At 56.8% G+C, this 18,245-nt stretch carries 19 protein-coding genes; 18 read left to right on the top strand and 1 reads right to left on the bottom strand.

All coding sequences use genetic code 11. The features are described 5' to 3' along the window. The first annotated feature begins 7 nt into the window (after positions 1 to 7). The 3 genes from radA to holA all read left to right on the top strand — a co-directional run bounded on the left by radA (position 8) and on the right by holA (position 4,840). Complete coding sequence (gene radA / locus L2W58_RS11875; RefSeq protein WP_236103632.1) at positions 8 to 1,354, top strand: DNA repair protein RadA; 1,347 nt, start codon at positions 8 to 10, stop codon at positions 1,352 to 1,354. Between the two features lie 66 nt (positions 1,355 to 1,420). Continuing rightward, the gene (gene leuS / locus L2W58_RS11870) at positions 1,421 to 3,928 is read left to right on the top strand and encodes a leucine--tRNA ligase (protein ID WP_236103631.1); all 2,508 of its coding nucleotides are present in this window, start codon (positions 1,421 to 1,423) and stop codon (positions 3,926 to 3,928) included. Between the two features lie 3 nt (positions 3,929 to 3,931). Beyond that, positions 3,932 to 4,840 carry a DNA polymerase III subunit delta gene (holA, locus tag L2W58_RS11865; RefSeq protein WP_236103630.1) on the top strand — a complete coding sequence of 303 codons (909 nt, stop codon included), beginning with the start codon at positions 3,932 to 3,934 and terminating at the stop codon, positions 4,838 to 4,840. 89 nt (positions 4,841 to 4,929) lie between these two features. On the opposite strand, the gene rpsT is transcribed toward holA, so the two are convergent. Continuing rightward, positions 4,930 to 5,205, bottom strand: a complete 276-nt coding sequence (rpsT, locus tag L2W58_RS11860; protein WP_236098005.1) for a 30S ribosomal protein S20 — start codon at positions 5,203 to 5,205, stop codon at positions 4,930 to 4,932. Positions 5,206 to 5,320: 115 nt separating this feature from the next. On the opposite strand from rpsT, the gene L2W58_RS11855 reads away from it, so the two are divergent. From L2W58_RS11855 to L2W58_RS11785, 15 genes are all read left to right on the top strand, one after another. Then, a complete protein-coding gene (locus tag L2W58_RS11855) occupies positions 5,321 to 7,279 on the top strand; it encodes an ATP-dependent DNA helicase (RefSeq protein ID WP_236103629.1) in 1,959 nt (652 codons plus the stop codon). A gap of 68 nt (positions 7,280 to 7,347) precedes the next feature. Further along, positions 7,348 to 7,482, top strand: coding sequence for a 50S ribosomal protein L34 (gene rpmH, locus L2W58_RS11850; protein WP_005661824.1), 135 nt, complete (start codon positions 7,348 to 7,350; stop codon positions 7,480 to 7,482). A gap of 10 nt (positions 7,483 to 7,492) precedes the next feature. Next, on the top strand, positions 7,493 to 7,864 hold the full coding sequence (gene rnpA, locus L2W58_RS11845) for a ribonuclease P protein component (RefSeq protein WP_236103628.1): 372 nt from the start codon (positions 7,493 to 7,495) through the stop codon (positions 7,862 to 7,864). Then, positions 7,858 to 8,112, top strand: a complete 255-nt coding sequence (gene yidD, locus L2W58_RS11840) for a membrane protein insertion efficiency factor YidD (RefSeq protein WP_476700528.1) — start codon at positions 7,858 to 7,860, stop codon at positions 8,110 to 8,112. The genes rnpA and yidD overlap by 7 nt, the downstream gene beginning before the upstream one ends. A 29-nt stretch (positions 8,113 to 8,141) precedes the next feature. Beyond that, positions 8,142 to 8,897, top strand: a complete 756-nt coding sequence (locus L2W58_RS11835; RefSeq protein WP_236103627.1) for a YidC/Oxa1 family membrane protein insertase — start codon at positions 8,142 to 8,144, stop codon at positions 8,895 to 8,897. Positions 8,898 to 8,922: 25 nt separating this feature from the next. Then, complete coding sequence (gene jag, locus L2W58_RS11830) at positions 8,923 to 9,666, top strand: RNA-binding cell elongation regulator Jag/EloR (protein WP_236103626.1); 744 nt, start codon at positions 8,923 to 8,925, stop codon at positions 9,664 to 9,666. After that, positions 9,666 to 10,442 carry a prolipoprotein diacylglyceryl transferase gene (locus tag L2W58_RS11825; RefSeq protein WP_236103625.1) on the top strand — a complete coding sequence of 259 codons (777 nt, stop codon included), beginning with the start codon at positions 9,666 to 9,668 and terminating at the stop codon, positions 10,440 to 10,442. The genes jag and L2W58_RS11825 overlap by 1 nt, the downstream gene beginning before the upstream one ends. A gap of 187 nt (positions 10,443 to 10,629) precedes the next feature. Further along, the gene (nuoE, locus tag L2W58_RS11820) at positions 10,630 to 11,100 is read left to right on the top strand and encodes an NADH-quinone oxidoreductase subunit NuoE (RefSeq protein WP_236103624.1); all 471 of its coding nucleotides are present in this window, start codon (positions 10,630 to 10,632) and stop codon (positions 11,098 to 11,100) included. A gap of 18 nt (positions 11,101 to 11,118) precedes the next feature. Next, entirely contained in the window at positions 11,119 to 11,493 is a 375-nt protein-coding gene (locus L2W58_RS11815) for a (2Fe-2S) ferredoxin domain-containing protein (protein WP_236103623.1), read from the top strand. A 12-nt stretch (positions 11,494 to 11,505) separates the two neighbouring features. Beyond that, complete coding sequence (nuoF, locus tag L2W58_RS11810; protein ID WP_236103622.1) at positions 11,506 to 13,290, top strand: NADH-quinone oxidoreductase subunit NuoF; 1,785 nt, start codon at positions 11,506 to 11,508, stop codon at positions 13,288 to 13,290. A 19-nt stretch (positions 13,291 to 13,309) separates the two neighbouring features. Beyond that, positions 13,310 to 15,325, top strand: coding sequence for a molybdopterin-dependent oxidoreductase (locus L2W58_RS11805; protein WP_236103621.1), 2,016 nt, complete (start codon positions 13,310 to 13,312; stop codon positions 15,323 to 15,325). Positions 15,326 to 15,337: 12 nt separating this feature from the next. Then, positions 15,338 to 15,877 (top strand): NADH-quinone oxidoreductase subunit B family protein, encoded by a 540-nt coding sequence (locus L2W58_RS11800; RefSeq protein WP_236103620.1) that lies wholly within the window; start codon positions 15,338 to 15,340, stop codon positions 15,875 to 15,877. Positions 15,878 to 15,890: 13 nt separating this feature from the next. After that, on the top strand, positions 15,891 to 17,321 hold the full coding sequence (locus tag L2W58_RS11795) for a Ni/Fe hydrogenase subunit alpha (RefSeq protein WP_236103619.1): 1,431 nt from the start codon (positions 15,891 to 15,893) through the stop codon (positions 17,319 to 17,321). Continuing rightward, positions 17,322 to 17,771 (top strand): hydrogenase maturation protease, encoded by a 450-nt coding sequence (locus tag L2W58_RS11790; protein ID WP_236103618.1) that lies wholly within the window; start codon positions 17,322 to 17,324, stop codon positions 17,769 to 17,771. A gap of 129 nt (positions 17,772 to 17,900) precedes the next feature. After that, on the top strand, positions 17,901 to 18,245 hold a 345-nt coding region (locus L2W58_RS11785), incomplete at its 3' end, for an NAD-dependent epimerase/dehydratase family protein (RefSeq protein WP_236103617.1).

Here is an 18,245-nt window from a genome sequence, read left to right as displayed (position 1 = left end):
TTTTTTTATGGCGAAGAAGAACGAGGTAAGATACGTCTGTTCCGAGTGCGGCTACGTCAGCCTGTCTCCCATGGGGCGCTGTCCCGGCTGCGGAGAGTGGGGGACAGTCGAGGCCGAGGTGCTGCCGATCTCGACGGAGGCCAGAAAGAGCGGATCGTCCCCCCTTTCTCCACGGTCCATACTGGGGCTGAAGCCCCCTAAGCGGCTGCCCTCGGGGATAGGGGAGCTGGACCGGGTTATGGGAGGAGGCTGGGTCGAGGGAGGAGTAGTCCTCCTCGGAGGACAGCCCGGCATAGGAAAGTCCACTTTGTTGCTGCAGGTCTGCGGGAACCTGGCCAGGTCGGGCTCCAAGGTGCTGTACGTCTCGGGGGAGGAGTCCGCTTCCCAGGTGGCTCTGAGGGCATCCAGGCTGGGAGCCGACTCGGAGGGACTGGAGCTGCTTTGCATCGCCGACGTAGAGATGGCTCTGGAGTCCCTGAACGATCACGGTCTAGTGGTGATAGACAGCGTTCAGGCCATGAAGGATCCCGGAGAGGGAGGCTGGCCCGGCACCCCGAGCCAGGTCAGGGCAACTGCTCAGAGGTGTATAGATACGGCCAAATCCAAGGGGATTCCGATGGTGCTGGTCGGCCATATAACCAAGGAGGGGCGCATAGCCGGGCCCATGTTGCTGGAGCATATGGTGGATACGGTCCTTTTATTCTCGGGAGACGACGGATCTCCCTACAGGACCTTGAGGGCCACCAAGAACAGATACGGAGGGACCGACGAGGTCGGGCTTTTCCAGATGGGCGAGAGGGGGTTGACCCCGGTCGACGATCCCAGCGGTCTTTACTGGGACAGAGGGGACCAGTCGGTTCCGGGAGTGGGCCTCACCGTGGTGATGGAGGGAAGCCGAGCCTTGGTCGCAGAGGTTCAGGCTCTCGCGGCATCGACGAACTTCGCCTATCCCAGACGGACCGCCAGGGGCACCTCTGTGAACAAGCTCCATCTGCTTCTGGCGGTTCTTCAGAAAAGATGCGGTTTAACCTCCTCCGGATTGGACGTCTACGTAAACGTGGCGGGAGGGATGGACCTCAGGGATCCCGGGGCCGATCTGGCTTTGGCCCTCTCTCTGGCGTCTTCCGCCATGGACAGGGCCCTCCCGTCGGACTGCTGCCTCTTGGGAGAGGTCGGCCTGGTAGGCGAGATAAGGCCGGTCGGCCGAACCGGACAGAGACTCAGGGAGGCCGCCCGGTTGGGATTCAGAAGCGCCGTGGTCAGCGCCAGGGAGAAGGAGGAAGCCCCGAAGGGGATGGATGTGATGGCGGTCAGGTCTCTGGCTGAGGCCATGGCCCGATTGGGGCTGAACTAGCGATAAGTCGATTTTGTAGGTATAATCGGCGAGTTCAGATAGAACCTGGAGGAGGACGAACTGGCTATGGATTACGATTTTCGATCCATCGAGAGCAAATGGCAGGCCTACTGGGAGGAGAACAAGACCTTCAAGGCCGAGGAGGACCCCGCGATTCCCAGGGATAAGCGTCGTTATGTGCTGGATATGTTCCCCTATCCCTCCGGGGCGGGGCTGCACGTCGGCCATCCCGAGGGGTATACCGCCACGGATATATACTGTCGTTTCCTGAGGATGAAGGGCTACGCCGTCTTGCATCCCATGGGATTCGATTCCTTCGGCCTTCCGGCGGAGAACTACGCCATAAAGACCGGAACCCACCCGGTCGTGACGACCGAGAGGAACATAGAGCGTTTCAGAGAGCAGATAAAGTCGTTGGGATTCTCCTATGACTGGGACAGGGAGGTCTCCACCCACAGGTCGGATTACTACCGTTGGACCCAGTGGATATTCCTGAAGCTTTTCGAGAAGGGGCTGGCTTACGAGGCGGAGACCCCGATCAACTGGTGTCCCTCCTGTCAGACCGGCCTCGCCAACGAGGAGGTAAAGGAGGGGCGGTGCGAGAGATGCGGAGCCCAGGTTGAGAGGCGAAACCTGAGGCAGTGGATCCTCAGGATAACGGCCTATGCCGAGAGGCTTCTTCAGGATATCGACAAGGTGGAGTGGCCCGAGGCCATCAAGGCCATGCAGAGAAACTGGATCGGAAAGAGCACCGGAGCCAACGTGTCCTTCCCTCTGGAGGACGGAAGGGGCGAGCTGGTAGTCTACACGACCAGGCCCGACACCCTTTTCGGCGCTACCTATATGGTGCTGGCTCCGGAGCATCCTCTTGTGGCGGAGATGACCACCGAAGAACAGAGAGGCGCGGTGGAGGACTACATACGTCAGGCCTCCCTGAAGTCAGATCTTGAGCGTACCGAGCTCAGCAAGGACAAGACCGGGGTCTTCACCGGAGGATACGCCATCAACCCGGTGAACGGCAAGAAGATCCCGGTGTGGATATCGGACTATATCCTTATATCCTACGGCACCGGGGCCATAATGGCCGTTCCCGCCCACGATCAGAGGGACTGGGAGTTCGCCGTCAAGTTCGACCTGCCTATAGTCGAGGTGCTTCAGGGAGGAGACGTCTCCTTAGAGGCCTACACCGGGGACGGACTGCACGTAAACTCCGATTTCCTGGACGGCATGGGCAAGGAAGAGGCCATCTCGTCCATGATATCCTGGCTGGAGGGTAAGGGACGTGGCGAGAAAACGACGAACTACAAGCTGAGAGACTGGGTCTTCTCCAGACAGCGTTACTGGGGAGAGCCCATCCCCCTGGTTCACTGTGAAAAATGCGGAGTGGTGCCGGTGCCGGAGGATCAGCTGCCCCTGATGCTTCCCGAGGTGGAGAGCTACGCTCCTACCGGGACGGGCGAGTCTCCTCTGGCCGCCATAGACTCCTGGGTGAACACGACCTGTCCCTGCTGCGGAGGACCCGCCAAGAGGGAGACCAACACCATGCCCCAGTGGGCCGGCTCCTGCTGGTATTACCTTCGCTATCTCGACCCGGACAACGAGTCCGAGTTCGTGGGGCGGGACAAGGTGGACTACTGGATGCCGGTGGACCTCTACGTCGGAGGAGCGGAGCACGCTGTTCTACACCTGCTCTACGCTCGTTTCTGGCACAAGGTTCTCTTCGATCTCGGGGTGGTGAACACCGACGAGCCCTTCCAGAGGCTGGTCAACCAGGGGATGATAACCTCCTTCGCCTATCAGAGAAAGGACAAGTCTCTGGTGCCGACCGACGAGGTCGAGGAGACCGGTCCGGACAGTTTCGTGGAGAGGGACACCGGCGAGCCACTCGAGAGGGTCGTGGCCAAGATGTCCAAGTCCCTGAAGAACGTCATAAATCCGGACGACATAATAGAGAACTACGGAGCCGATTCCATGAGGATGTACGAGATGTTCATGGGGCCCCTTCAGATGTCCAAGCCCTGGTCCACCCAGGGACTCATAGGGGTTCACCGTTTCCTCGACAGGTTGTGGAGGCTGATGGACAGGCCTTTGGTGGACGACGAGCCTCCTGTGGAGCTGATCAGGGTTCTCCATCAGACCATAGCCAAGGTGTCCTCCGATACCGACTCTCTAAGTTTCAACACCGCCATAGCTCAGATGATGGTGTTCGTGAACGAGTGTTTCAAGGCAGACGTGGCCTATAGATCCCTCATGGAGTCCTTCGTTCTGTGTCTGTGTCCCTACGCTCCCCACATGGCGGAGGAGCTCTGGGAACGTCTCGGACAGAAGCCCTGCGCTTCCCTTCAGCCGTGGCCGTCCTACGACCCCGAGCTGGTCAAGGAGCCGGAGATAACCGTGGCGGTCCAGATAAACGGAAAGGTTCGGGAGAAGATACAGGTGTCCTCCGACGTGTCCGAGGACGAGCTGAGAAAGGTCGCCATGGAGCATCCCGGGATAGTCGGCCGGATCGAGGGTAAGTCGGTCGTGAAGGTCATAGTCGTGCCAGGTCGACTGGTCAACGTGGTGGTGAAGTAGACGGTGCCCCATCTGGTGATAGTAAGCGCCGCTGAGTCCTCTCAGCGGCGTCTTCTGGTGGAGGCGGTGGAAAAAGCGAGATCCGACGGCTACGACGTTCTGGGCTCGTCGGAGGAGACGGATTGGAACGGGCTTTTCGCCGACGCCATGACCGCAGGACTGTTTTCCTCCCGCTCCGCCCGGGTGATAGAGAAGGCCGAGGTCATGGGGAAGTTTCCCGATTCTTTGATACCCTCCCTGGAGGGCCGTGACGCCGACTACAGGTTTATACTCCTATACGGCGGCGGATACAGGAAGTTTTTTCCCAAGGATGCGATCGCTTCCTCTACCGTCGAGGAGCCCGAGCAGGTTCCCTTCTGGCCCTCTCAGAGGACCAAGTGGCTTTTGGGGCGGGCACGGTCCCTCAGGGTAGACCTAGATTACGACGCAGCCTCTCTGATGGTCGAATGGGTTGAGGAGCCGGAGGAGCTTCTGTCCGTCCTGTCCACCTTGGGGAATTTCGCCGACGGTGGGACGGTGGACTGCGATATGGTCGAGAAGCTGGTCCTAAACCAAGAGGCCAAGGGAATGCTCCGCCTATTGGACGGTTTCTGCGCCAGGAAGGCGGGGAAGTGTCTTCAGGGTTTTTTGGAACTCAGGGAGACCGGGGATGTGATCCCCACCATGGCCGCCCTGCACAAAAGGGTGCGCTTCGCCGCCTATCTGTCACTGACCGGCGGGGGCGATTCCGTGGAGAAGGCCTTCGGCATGACGAAATATCAGGCGAGACAGGCGCGGGACGCGGCAGGCAGGTACGACCGTCAGGAACTGAAGGACCTTCTGGCCGGGGTAATCTCCCTGTCCATGGCGGAGCGTACCGGAGCGGGAGAGGGCTGGGCCGGGCTTGAGAGATTGGTGCTTCAGTCCATGTGAGGTTGAGGTTACGGAGGCATAAAAAAAGAGAGGATGCGAATTCGCAACCTCTCGGTAGGGTCCTCTCGTCGAGGATTTCGGTGGTTTTGCTACGCCTTTGCCGTGGCCAAAGTCTTGACCTTGGCTGCCAACCGCGCTTTGCGGCGGGCTGCGGTGTTTTTGTGAACCACGCCCTTGACGACGGCCTTGTCCAGAACGGACTGAGCCATGTCGAGCCTCTTTGCGGCCAGCTCCACGTCACCGGCGGTGACGGACTCGAGCACTCTCTTTACCGCGGTCTTGCACCGGCTTTTCCAGTAACGGTTGTAAAGACGGTTTCTCTCGGACGTACGGACCCGTCTCCTGGCGGACTGTTTGTTGGGCATCCTCGACTCACCTCCTTGATAAAATCATGGTGTATTATACACGCTCGTCGAACATTGAGCCATAGGCTACTTTCGGGCGCAAGACAAGATTGTATCAGAAAACGACGGTGATTGCATGACCGATTTATTCGGCCCAGATGGGCTTTTCTGCAACAACCTCTCCGGATTCGAATATCGTCCTCAACAGGAGAGGCTTTCTCAGGCGGTGTTGGGCCTGCTGAAGGGGCGTTCCGGTCGAATTTTGGCCGCCGAAGCCCCTCCCGGAGTGGGCAAGACCTTTGCCCTGTTGGCTCCGGCCATAACCTGGGCCAGGGCTACGGGGAACACCGTTTTGGTGTTGACCTCCAGTATAACCCTTCAGGAACAGCTTATAAACAAGGACCTTCCCACTCTTTCGGAGGTGTTGGGGCTGGATGTTCCCTTCGGTCTGCTGAAGGGAAGGGGCAACTACGCCTGCATGAGAAAGGCGTCGGAGCTCGGGGACGAGGGGCTGCTTTCCTTCAACGACAAGGGAGAGGCCTCCGGAGTTATACTGGAGTGGCTGGCTCTGACCGAGGAGGGGGATCTGTCCGAGGTGCCTCTGCCGCCTGGGCATCCCGCGGTGGAACGGATAGCCGGCAGTTTTAGAGGGTGTCTGGGGGCCCGGTGTCCCTACAGGGATCGATGTTTCGTTCAGAGGGCTCTTCGAAACGCTTCGAGATGGACGGTGGTGGTCGCGAACTATCACCTTTATTTTTCCTACGCTTTCGGAAAAGGAGGCGCTTTCCCGGTTCCGGCTCGTCTGGTGCTCTGCGACGAGGCCCACAGGATGCCGGAGGCGGCCTCCTCGGTTTCGGCCGTAAGCACCAGGATGGACGACTGGATCAGACATCTCAGAAGGGTGCCGTCTCCCGGCTTGAGCGAACTGGGAGCGAAGACGGTGGGCTACGATCAGCAGAAGACGCTGGACGATGTCAAGTCCTTGAATCGGGCGGTAAAGTTGTTTTTCGAGAGGCTCGATTCCTCCGGGATAAAAAACGGTCTTTTCATCGATCCTCCGGCCGAGTTGGTCAGGGAGGGGCTCGACGTCCTGGACCTGGCGGCTCCCGTTGTAGCAACCGGTCGTCGTTTTTCCTCCTATCTGGACGATCTGGGGCCCTCCGGCGAGGAGATGGCCAGGGACGGAGCGGAGTATCTCGCCTGGGTACAGGTATTGGACGAGATGGGGCAGGCCTTTCGGTGGTGTCTGGACGTTTCGGACTATCCCGATTGGACTTACTGGAAGGAGGACGGCGCCCTGGCGAGCGCTCCGAGCAGATGCGGCGATATCCTTCCCAGGGCTTTCGAAGGGGACGATCCTCCCTATATGGTGGCCGTTTCCGCCACCATGGCGGTGGACGGGCGTTTCGACTACTGGAGCAGGGAGACCGGTCTCGAACCGGACGACTCCCTGCTGCTGGACTCTCCCTTCCCTCTGTCGGAGCAGATGGAGCTTTTGGTGGTCGATCTGGGAATAGCCGTGACCGACGAAAAATACGACGATCGGGTATGCCGGGTGGTCCGAAAGCTCTGCAAGGAGAACGGGGGAGCGTCCTTGGTGCTTTTGAGCTCCACCAGGTTGCTCAAGAGAGTAGGGGGGTATCTCAGGCGTTGCGATGGAGACGGATACAACGTGTTGATCCAGGGAGACCTTCCCAAGGTGGAGCTTCTACGTCGTTTTAGGGAGGACGAAAGTTCCGTTCTGGTGGGCACTGTTTCGTTTCGAGAGGGGGTGGACGTACCGGGAGATTCTCTGACCCAGGTGATAATCGACCGTATTCCCTTTCCCCATCCGGACGATCCGATCCAGAGGGCGAGACGGGATCTGGAAGGGCCCTCCAGCTTCGTCAAGTCGGTTCTTCCCAATGCCAAGATGCACCTTAGACAGGCGGTGGGACGGCTGATACGTTCCTACGGAGATAAAGGAAGGGTCGCCGTTTTGGACGGAAGGCTTTTGTCCCGCAGGAACTGGAGGGTTTTAGATAGTCTTCCGGAAGTGCCGATAAGAAAGACAAGAGTGGTAGACAGAGCTGTTGATCCCACCGGTGGAGTGTGATATATTGTCCAGGCTGGTTTTGATTCTATAGGGATTTTTGTCTTCACTAGATGGCAGGAGGTGTAACCATGAAGCAGACGTTTCAGCCCCACAACAGACCTAGAAAGAGAAAGATGGGTTTTCTCGCCCGTTCCAGCTCCCCCAGCGGCCGCAGGATCCTCGCTAACCGTCGCGCCAAAGGTCGGAAGCGCTTGGCCGTTTAACACCGGGGCCTTGGAGTTCAAGTATCCACCCTCGTTAAGGTTGAAGAGGGGATGGGAGTTTGACGCTGTATTCCGCACCGGCAGTCGGCATAAAGGCGCGCTGGTGCGGTTGTTGTTTATCGAGGCCCCCGACGGAAAGACCCGCTTCGGAGTCGTTGTGGGCAAAAAACAGGGTAACGCCTGTGTCCGCAGTCGTGGGAGACGGGTGCTTCGGGAGGCGGCCCGCAGGCTGGCTCCCTGGGTTCGTCCGGGATATTGGTTTGTCCTGAGTCTGTCCTACAGAGGGCTCGGCGGAAACGCTAGAGATGTCTACGTCGATGTATCCCGTCTGATGGAGCGCAAGGGTTTTTTGTCCTCCGACTGGCCCGGAATATCGTGGTGAAAATCCCGGCTCGAATCGCCGTTTGTCTTATTAGGGGATATCAGCTGTTCATATCCCCCTATCTAGGAAAGAACTGTCGGTTTCATCCTACCTGTTCTCGGTATGCCATAGAGTCTATAGAGCGTTTCGGCTTGATCAGGGGTGGTTGGCTGGCTTTGTATAGAATCGTTAAATGTGGTCCCTGGCATCCCGGGGGCTACGATCCGGTTCCAGATAAAACAGATGGACCCGACTCAAGAGGAGAGTGAAAGTCTTGTGGGAAGCAGCTAGTAACGCTATGTATGGTCTTCTTTCGACCATCCACAATTTCGTAGGTTCCTGGGGACTTGCGGTTATCGTTCTGACTTTGCTGGTGAGGTTGTTACTCCATCCTCTGAACCACAAGCAGCTGGTCAGTATGCAGAAGATGCAGAAGCTTCAACCCCGGCTCAAGATGCTTCAGGAGAAATACAAGGACGACAAAGAGGGGCTCAGCAGGGAGACCATGGCCCTTTACAAGGAGAACAACGTCAACCCCGCGGCGGGTTGTCTGCCCCTTCTGGTGCAGCTGCCCATACTGATCCTTCTCTTCAGGGTCCTTATGAACTCCGATTTCGGAGGGGCCAGCTTCCTGGGCATCACCCTTGAAGGGTCCGTTCTCACCACCATGGCGGATGCTCTCGGGGTCGTGGCCGTCGAGGGTACAAATATCGGCTTTATGACGGTGGTCAAGGCCATAATGGCCAACCCCGCGGGGTTGGCCTCTTTCGGACTTTACGGCCCCAATCTTCTCCTTCTCGGCCTGATAATATTCGTGACCTGGTATCAGCAGAGGATGTCTTCGACCGGAAATCCTCAGATGGCCATGATGAACTGGTTCATGCCGGTTTTTATGGGGTTCATCTGTCTCAGCCTTCCAGGAGGAGTCATGCTTTACTGGGGGGCCTCGTCTTTCATAGGAGTGGGGCAGCAGTGGTGGGTCCTTCATAAGACCTCGCAGGAAGGGAAACCCATACTGTACAAGGATAACCCGACGAAGTCCAAGGAGGATTAAATTTCCTCGAAGGGAGGAATGAAGGGTGACCGAAGACTACAGAATTGTCCTGGACGTCAAGTCCGAGGAAGAAGCGATCGCACAGGCGTCCGATATCTGGGAAGTCGATCCCGATAGGTTGATAGTGAAGGTCTTGGACGAGGAAAAAGCGTTCTTCGGCCTTTTCGGTAGAAAACTGAGGGTTGAGATCCGTATGGGGGACGACGATCCTGAGATTTCTGAGGCTGAGATAGATATAGACGGAACTTCTCCGACGGAGGACGAGGAGACCTCCCCCGTAAAGGATGAGAATCCGGCTTCAGGAGGACCAAGCTCCAAGGAGGAGGTCGTCCGAAAACTGATCTCCCTGATGGATCTCGATATCCAGGTCGATGTCAACGATCGTGACAGAATAAACCTCTCCGGTCCGGACGCCGGTATCGCTATAGGCAAATACGGCGATACCATAAAATCCATGGAATATCTGGCCAACCTCATGGTGCGTCAGAGTTCGGGGGGGGCTAGAGTTCGGCTGGACAGCGACGGATACAGGGAACGAAGGGAATCCTCTCTCAGCAGATTGGCCAACTCCGCCGCCAAGGATGCCCTCAGAAGCGGGCGTACCGTATATCTGGATCCAATGACCAGCTGGGAGAGACGGATCGTCCACATCGCCCTCAAGGACAGAAGGGACGTCGAGACCCACTCGGTAGGTGTCGACCCGGATCGTAAGGTGGCCATCCGCCTCACCCAGCAGGGCAGAAAAAGACGATCTTCCGGGAGACGTTGATGTACCCCGTTTTATTTCATCTCGGATCCATTCCGGTCCACAGCTATTACGTGCTGTGGACCGCCGGTTTGTGGATAGCCCTCTTCTGGACCAGGTCCAGAGCGGAGAAACGTTACCTCGTCGACCCGGACGACCTTTATCACGTTCTTATGTGGAGTTTCATCGCCATGCTTCTCGGAGCCAGGATAGGCGGATATTTCGACAACTGGTCGGTCTATGCCCAGGATCCGTCCAGAATATGGAGGATCTGGGAAGGAGGGATGTCCTCCATGCCTGCGGCCATTTCCTGCGGATTGACGGGAATCTGGCTCTGTCGGCGTAAGGGGATAGAGGTGTGGCGTCTTGCCGAGGCCGCTAGCGTTCCCACCATGGCCTGTATCGCCGTAGGCCGGTGGGGATGCTTCCTGAACGGATGCTGTCACGGGATTACTACCTCCTGTCCTCTGGCGGTCAAGTTCCCTAGACTTCCCCTTCCGGTTCACCCTACTCAGCTTTACTATTCCTTCGGAGCCCTTGCGATAGCCGTTCTTCTGTGGTCTATCGAGAGGCGAATAGGAGCGGGGAAGAGAAAAATTCCGGTGGCGGTGCTGTGGCCTCTTTTGATGATCCTCTATGGTGCCGAACGTTTTTTTGTGGATATCCTCAGAGATGGTGACCGTGTAATGGGTTTCAAGGTGGGGCAGGGCTTGGGATTTTTGGTGGCTCTGGCTGGGATTCTCTGGCTTTCCAGATCGCTCGCCGTCGTGTATGTTCGTTCTCGAACTCAAAAAGGATAAAAACACCTCCGCGATATCGCGGAGGTGTTTTTTTGTGTGAGTCAATATTCAGTATATATGGAATATTGCGCATGTATTATTGAATATACTTTATACTGTATTTTGGAACGGGCCTTTCTTGAGATGCACGGTGAAAGAGAGTATTCTTACATGGAGAAGTTTTTAACAATCTCAGAGGAGGGGGAATATGTCGCTCAACACGACAGAAGTCATCGCCAGAACCAGTGAGATCGTGTCTCCCTGGAAATCGAAGCACGGGGGGTTGATCCCCATCCTTCAGAGCATCCAGGGAGAGTTTGGTTATCTTCCAACGGAGGCCTTGAAGACGGTTTCCAAGGATCTAAAGATTCCGGAGGCGGAGATCTACGGAGTGGCCACTTTCTACGCCCAGTTTCATCTGAACCCGAGGGGACGCCATGTAGTGAGGGTCTGCCGGGGAACGGCTTGTCACGTCAGAGGCAGCCAGAAGATCCTCGATATGGTGAAGGAGATAACCGGTATAAACGAGAACGAGACCACCAAGGACCTGCGTTTCACCATCGAGCCGGTGGCCTGTCTCGGGGCCTGCGGTCTGGCACCGGTCATGATGGTCGACGATCAGACCTTCGGACGTCTGGAACCCGGCAAGGTACGGGAAATCCTGGAGAAGTTTGAGTAGCCTGAGAGGTGGGGGAATATGGCTAAGATCAAGAGCTTGGACGAGTTGCGCAGGATAAAGACGTCTGCCTCGGATCTGACCGCTGCGAGATCCAGCAATGCCGTGAAGGTCATAGTGGGGATGGGGACCTGCGGTATCGCCGCCGGTGCCAGAGAGGTTATGGACGCCGTTTTAAAGGAGATAGATAAAAGAGGGCTTAAGGACGTATCGGTGCAGACCACTGGCTGTATCGGCATGTGTCAGGAAGAGCCTCTTTTGGACGTGATTTATCCCAATAAAGGGAGAATCACCTATGGCAGAGTGACCCCGGAGGATGTGCCCAGGATAGTGTCGGAGCACGTCGTCAACGGTCGTATCGTCGAGGACCTGGTAATCGCCAGGGTCGACGACTAACGGAGGGTCGTCATGTATAGAGCTCACGTTCTCGTATGCGGTGGAACAGGCTGTACGTCCAGCGGATCCCACGGGGTTATGGATGGTCTAAAATCCGAGCTGAAGAAGCAGAATCTCGACGACGAGATCCTGGTGGTTCAGACCGGGTGTCACGGTATGTGCGAGATGGGTCCCATCGTGGTCGTGTATCCCGAGGGGACCTTCTACTGCAGGGTGTCCAAGGACGACGTCCCCGAGTTGGTCGAGGAGCATCTTCTCAAGGGAAGGACCGTTGAACGTCTTCTCTACACCGGGGAGGGCGACGTCCACGTTCCCCACTACAGCGAGATCCCCTTTTACTCTAAACAGGAAAGGGTAGCCTTGGGCAACTGCGGCTACATCGATGCCGACAAGATAGAGGAATACATAGCCAGAGACGGTTATGAGGCCCTGGGCAAGGTCCTTACCTCCATGACCCCAGAGGACGTCGTGGAGGAGATGAAGACCTCCGGCCTCAGAGGCAGAGGCGGCGGAGGATTCCCCACCGGTCTCAAGTGGAGTTTCTGCGCCAAGTCGCCGGGGCCGAAAAAATACGTCATCTGCAACGCCGACGAGGGAGACCCCGGTGCTTTCATGGACAGATCCATACTCGAGGGCGACCCCCATTCCATCATCGAGGGCATGATGATAGGCGCCTACGCCATGGGAGCCGACGAGGGATATATCTACTGTCGTGCCGAGTATCCTCTGGCGATAAAACGTCTTAAAAGGGCCATAGATCAAGCGGAGGAGTATGGCCTTCTCGGAGAGAACGTCCTGGGAACCGATTTTTCCTTCTCTCTTCACGTCAAGGAAGGTGCTGGAGCCTTCGTCTGCGGAGAGGAGACCGCCCTGATGGGATCGATAGAGGGGCGGAGGGGCATGCCGAGACCTAGGCCTCCTTTCCCGGCGGTCAGCGGTCTATGGGGTAAGCCTACCAACATAAACAACGTCGAAACCTGGGCCAACGTGCCGTCCATCATCCGCAGAAGTGGCGCCTGGTTCGCCTCGATGGGAACGGAGAAGTCCAAGGGGACCAAGGTTTTCGCCCTGACCGGAAAGGTCAAGCATACCGGCCTCGTCGAGGTCCCCATGGGTATAACTCTTCGGGAGATCATCTTCGACATAGGCGGAGGAATCCTCGGGGACAAGAAGTTCAAGGCAGTCCAGATAGGCGGTCCCTCCGGAGGATGTCTTACCGAGGATCACCTGGATCTTCCCGTCAGCTACGAGGATCTGGCCAAGGCCGGAGCCATAATGGGATCGGGCGGGATGGTCGTCATGGACGAGGATAACTGCATGGTCGACGTCGCCAAGTTCTTTCTCGAGTTCACACAGAGGGAGTCCTGCGGAAAGTGCGTTCCCTGTAGAGAGGGAACCAAGCAGATGCTCCTGCTTCTTAAGAAGATCTGCGATGGAGATGGGACCATGGAGGATCTCGCTCAGCTCGAGGAGCTGGCCCATATGGTCAAGGACATGTCGTTGTGTGGGCTTGGACAGACCGCTCCGAACCCGGTTTTGACGACTCTGCGTTACTTCCGTCACGAGTACGAGGCTCATATAAAGGACAGAAGCTGTCCCGCCGGGGCCTGTCAGGCTCTCATCCGTTACAGGATAGATCAGGACAAGTGCAAGAAGTGCGGTCTCTGCGCTAAGAACTGTCCGGTCAACTGTATAGACGGAGATCGGAAGACCCAGTTCGTCATAGACGAGGATGCTTGCGTCCGCTGCGGTACCTGTTACGACAAGTGCCCCTTCGACGCGATCCTCAAGCTCTAGTCCCGGGAGGTTCGAACAGATGAGTCAAATTACCCTGACCATAGACGGAAAAATCTGTAACGGGTCGGCGGGGCAGACCATCCTTGAGGTTGCCCGGGCCAACGATATATATATCCCCACACTCTGCTACCTAGAGGGGCTCTCTCCTATAGGAGCCTGCCGTATGTGCGTCGTAGAGGTGGAGGGGAACGCAAAGCTTCTCACGTCCTGTACCACTCCCGCCAACGACGGGATGGTAGTCCACACCGCGACGGATAAATTGAAGGCGTACCGTAAGGAGATTCTGGAGCTTATGTTCGCCGGCAGAAACCACTTCTGCATGTTCTGTTCTCAGAGCGGCGACTGCGAACTTCAGCGTCTTGCAATAGAACACGAAATGGACAGCGTTCGCTATCCCTTCCTGTACGCTCCTTTTCACAACGATACCAGCAAAGAGACCATTCAGATGGACCATAACCGGTGCATCCTATGCCTTCGCTGTATCAGGGTCTGTTCCGAGAAAGTCGGAGCCCATACCCTCGACCTGGAGAAGAGAGGTTGGAACACCAACGTCGTCGCCGATCTCGGTCAGTTGCTGGGGCAGAGCGAGAGCTGCGTAGACTGCGGCGCCTGTGCCCAGGTCTGCCCCACCGGTGCCATAACCATAAGGGACTTTGTCTACAGAGGCAGAAGGAACGACTGCGACGACGTGGTGGAGAGCGTGTGTCCCCTCTGTTCCATGGGATGCAAGATCAAAGCCTACGTGAGAACCGGAAGCGTCACCAGGGTCGAGGGAACCGAGACCTCGTCTCCCGACGGAGGTCAGCTCTGTTTCAAGGGGCGCTGGGAGCTTCCCAAGTCGACCGAGCGAGACAGGGTCGCGGTTCCCATGATAAGAGAGGGGTCGTCCTTCAGGGAGGCATCCTGGGACGAGGCTCTAGATCTGGTCGCGTCCAAGATAAAGGGTGCCGCCAAGGATAAAGTGGGGGCTCTGGTGTCCGATCTCAGTTCCAACGAGGATCTCTCCAGCTATGCGGCTCTCTTCAGATACGGTCTCGGACTCGGGAAATACGACGTCTTCAACGGCGACGTTTCCAGAGGTTTCCTAAAGGGTATGGAACCCGTGGCCATGCAGAAGGTTCGCCCCTTTACAGCTGCTCATAACATTCTCGAGTCCGATGTGATAATGACGGTAGGTGCCGATCCTCAGGAAGAGGCTCCCGTCGTGGCGAGCTACGTTAGGGTCGGGGCTATAAAGAACGGGGCTTCCATCATCAACGTCTCCGGCGACGGAGCGCCTTTCCCCGGAGTAACCGATTCAGATCTCAGGGTTGATGAGTCAGATATGGAGTCTTTTCTCGGCGGCTTCTGTGCGATGGTGGCCGATGTGAAGTCCGGCAAGGATATAGATACCTCTGAATTGGCCGACCGTTTCGATCTCGACGCAGCTTCGGTGTGCGAGGCGGTGAAGCTACTGGCCGGTGCGAAAAAACCGGTATTCGTGGTCGGTAAAAAAGCGGCCAAGTTCCCCAAGGCCGTCACAGCTGTGACCAACGTTGCCATAGTCTCCGGCGGAACCTTCGACGACGGACTGGCAGTGGTCCCTCTGATGACCAGCGGCAACAGTCTCGGAGCCCTTCACGCCATGTTGGGGCAGGAGTCCTGGCTGGGAGAAGGGGATCTGGACGTCCTGTTCGTATCGTCTACCGGACTGGTCGACGAAGACCCGGAGACGCTGGACGCCATGGCCAAGAGCCGTTTTACCGTGGCTCACACTCCCTTCATGGTCCATCCTCTGGTAAACATGGCCGACGTCATCCTGCCGGCACAGGCTTGGTTCGAGGTCGGGGGACATTACTGTAGTCTCGAGGGAGAGAGCAGAAAGGCCGAGGTCATAGTGAAGCCCGGCGACGAGAGGATCGGGGTCGATGAGGTCGTAAGCGGTTTGGCCGACAGGCTTGGCGTGACCCTCGACAGGTCTTGCTCTGTCGGGCCCTGCGAGAGCGTCTTCCTTTCCGATGTAGCTCCGGACAAGGCTAAGACCGTGGAACTGTAGGGGGGCTGGATCATGTCGAAACCAAAGGTCGCTACAGTATGGCTCGAGGCCTGTGCCGGATGCCATATGTCTTTTCTCGATATCGACGAGAGGATCGTCGATCTTCTGGACAAGGTTGAACTGACCTCCTGTCCTATAACCGATATAAAGGAGATCCCCAAGGTGACGGTGGGGGTTATCTCCGGAGCTCTGGGCAACGATGAAGAGGTCCATATCGCTCGGGATATTCGGGAGAAGTGCGATATCCTGATAGCCTGGGGAGATTGTGCAGTTATGGGCGGTATCAATGCCATGAGGAATTTCATGAAGCCGGAGGAGGCTCTTGAGGTAGGGTACAAGGATACCCTCAGCACGGTAAACCCCGACGGCGTCATTCCCGGGGAAGATCTTCCCAAGTTGCTTCCCATGGCTATCCCGATAGACGACGAGGTTAAGGTGGACGTCTATATACCGGGATGTCCTCCAGATGCGGATACCATACTTTACGTTTTCCAGGAGATACTGGAGGGGCGCATCCCCACGGTACCTGTGGACATGATGCGGTACGATTGAGGAGGGGAGAATCATGCCCAAAGAGAGAAAGACCATCGTCGTAAACCCCATAACCAGAATAGAGGGGCACGGCAAGATAACCGTATATCTCGACGAATCTGGTAACGTGGACGAGACCCGTTTCCACGTTACCCAGTTCAGAGGCTTCGAGGCGTTCTGCAAGGGCAGGGACTTCAGGGAGATGCCGGTGATAACTCCCAGAATATGCGGAATATGCCCGGTTAGCCACCATCTGGCCTCCGCCAAGGCCTGCGACGCCATACTGGGAGTTACGATAACCCCCACGGCCCACAAGCTCAGAGAACTGATGCACATGGGACAGATAGTTCAGTCCCATGCCCTGAGCTTCTTCCATCTCTCCAGCCCCGATCTGCTGTTCGGATTCGACGCCGATCCTGCGGTGAGACACGTCGGAGGAGTTGCAAGGGATTTCCCCGAGCTGGCCAAGAGGGGAATCTTTATGAGGAAGTTCGGCCAGGAGCTAATAAAGACCCTGGGCGGCAAGAAGGTCCATCCCTGGCACAGCATTCCCGGTGGGGTCAACAGGAGCATCAAGGTAGAGGAAAGGGATCTGTTCCTTAAGGGCCTTCCCGAGCAGAAAGAGGCCATAAAGGCCACCATCGAGTTGATCAGGAAATATCTTGAGGATAACGGAGAGGAAGCCAAGAAGTTTGCCTCCTTCGAGAGCTCATACCTCGGGTTGGTGAAGGGTGGAAAGCTGGAGCTTTTCGACGGCGACATCCGTCTTCGCGGTCCCAGAGGAAGGATCACCGACGAGTTCCCCGACGTGGATTATCTGGATCACATAGGAGAGCACGTCGAGCCCTGGAGTTATCTTAAATTCCCCTTCTACCGTTCCCTCGGCTTTCCCCAGGGAAGCTACAGGGTCGGTCCTCTGGGAAGGGTCAACGCCTGCGACGACTTCGCCACCCCGGAGGCCTCCAAAGAGCTCAAGAGGTTCAGAGAGCTGGGAGAGGACGGCATAGTTCACTACACCATGTACACTCACTATGCCAGACTGATGGAGACCTTGTACGCACTGGAACGTATGGAAGAGCTGCTTTTGGATGAGGACATCACTGGCAGCGATCTCAGGGTTTCCTCAAAAGGACTTCAGCCGGAGGGCATAGGCGTCATAGAGGCTCCCAGAGGGACTCTCATACACCACTACCAGGTGGACGAAGTGGGGTCGGTCAAGGCGGTCAACCTCATAGTGGCCACCGGTCATAACAACTATGCCATGAACAAGGGTGTCGAGATGGTAGCCAAGGAGTTTATCCACGGCGCAGACGTCAAGGAAGGTGCCCTCAACAGGATGGAGCACGTCATACGTTGTTACGATCCCTGCCTTTCCTGCTCTACCCACGCTGTCGGAAAGATGCCTTTGAAGGTTTCCATAGTGGACGTAGAAGGCAGGGAGATCCGAGAGATCTTAAAGGGTTAGATGAGGGTTCTCCTTGTAGGGTACGGTAACGAGTTTCGTCAGGACGATCGCGTAGGTCACGTTCTGGCTCCGAGGATCGCCGAGTGGCTTGGCGGTCAGGGAGTGGATACGGAGCTATGGCTGGGAGCTCAGTTGCTGCCCGAATTGGCCGACGATATGACTTCGGTGGATCTGGCGGTTTTCGTTGATGCGAGCACGGTGGAGCTGCCCGGGGGGTTTTCTTTCGACGAGATAGTACCGGACCCATCTTTGGAGGGGTTGAACATACACTCCATGGGGCCGAGTTGGTTGTTGTCCCTTATGGACGATCTCGGTTATAGGAAGCCGAAGACCCTTTTGATATCTGTGACCGGCGTTTCCTTCGATTTTAGCGACGATATAACCGACGAATGCGCTGGTTTCGTCGATTCGGCGGAAGCGGCGTTCAAGGAATGGTGGGCTCAGGCCTAACTTGGTTTGTTTTTAGGAGAGAGGGATATTCCCTCTCTCTTTTTTCTTGTTATGCAGCCACGGAATGCATATAATGAACTGGGTTGTCGATTAGATCAATTTTCGAACCTAACTGAGGGGGTTTTTCCTATGAAACGAATAGTGGTAACCGGAGGACTGGGACAGATAGGGACGGAGCTCATCCGCCGCCTAAGGAAGGAATACGGCAGCGACTGCGTATTGGCTACGGACGTGAAGGAAGAGGGATCGGAACGACTTGGCGAGGGGCCTTTCGAGCTCCTGGACGTGACGGACGGGACCAAGCTGACCGAACTGGTGAAGAGACACAGGGCCGACACGGTGCTTCATCTGGCCGGAATACTCTCGGCAAACGCGGAAAAGAACCCCCAGCTGGCCTGGTCGGTCAACATGAACGGTCTCTACAACGCCCTGGAGGTGGCCCGTCAGGAGAGCTGCTCCTTCTTCTTTCCCAGC

Source organism: Dethiosulfovibrio faecalis, from assembly GCF_021568795.1.
GTDB lineage: Bacteria > Synergistota > Synergistia > Synergistales > Dethiosulfovibrionaceae > Dethiosulfovibrio > Dethiosulfovibrio faecalis.
The sequence above is the reverse complement of the archived record's forward strand: the minus strand, read 5'-3'. Positions and strand labels throughout refer to the sequence as shown.

Bases quoted from the DNA above. Each gene is read 5' to 3' on its own strand.
- nuoE (WP_236103624.1), top strand. From the start codon at position 10,630: ATGTCGCTCAACACGACAGAAGTCATCGCCAGAACCAGTGAGATCGTG.
- L2W58_RS11800 (WP_236103620.1), top strand. From the start codon at position 15,338: ATGTCGAAACCAAAGGTCGCTACAGTATGGCTCGAGGCCTGTGCCGGA.
- nuoF (WP_236103622.1), top strand. From the start codon at position 11,506: ATGTATAGAGCTCACGTTCTCGTATGCGGTGGAACAGGCTGTACGTCC.
- L2W58_RS11835 (WP_236103627.1), top strand. From the start codon at position 8,142: ATGTATGGTCTTCTTTCGACCATCCACAATTTCGTAGGTTCCTGGGGA.
- L2W58_RS11855 (WP_236103629.1), top strand. From the start codon at position 5,321: ATGACCGATTTATTCGGCCCAGATGGGCTTTTCTGCAACAACCTCTCC.
- L2W58_RS11825 (WP_236103625.1), top strand. From the start codon at position 9,666: ATGTACCCCGTTTTATTTCATCTCGGATCCATTCCGGTCCACAGCTAT.
- L2W58_RS11805 (WP_236103621.1), top strand. From the start codon at position 13,310: ATGAGTCAAATTACCCTGACCATAGACGGAAAAATCTGTAACGGGTCG.
- rpsT (WP_236098005.1), bottom strand. From the start codon at position 5,205: ATGCCCAACAAACAGTCCGCCAGGAGACGGGTCCGTACGTCCGAGAGA.
- leuS (WP_236103631.1), top strand. From the start codon at position 1,421: ATGGATTACGATTTTCGATCCATCGAGAGCAAATGGCAGGCCTACTGG.
- L2W58_RS11815 (WP_236103623.1), top strand. From the start codon at position 11,119: ATGGCTAAGATCAAGAGCTTGGACGAGTTGCGCAGGATAAAGACGTCT.
- L2W58_RS11790 (WP_236103618.1), top strand. From the start codon at position 17,322: ATGAGGGTTCTCCTTGTAGGGTACGGTAACGAGTTTCGTCAGGACGAT.
- L2W58_RS11795 (WP_236103619.1), top strand. From the start codon at position 15,891: ATGCCCAAAGAGAGAAAGACCATCGTCGTAAACCCCATAACCAGAATA.
- radA (WP_236103632.1), top strand. From the start codon at position 8: ATGGCGAAGAAGAACGAGGTAAGATACGTCTGTTCCGAGTGCGGCTAC.
- rpmH (WP_005661824.1), top strand. From the start codon at position 7,348: ATGAAGCAGACGTTTCAGCCCCACAACAGACCTAGAAAGAGAAAGATG.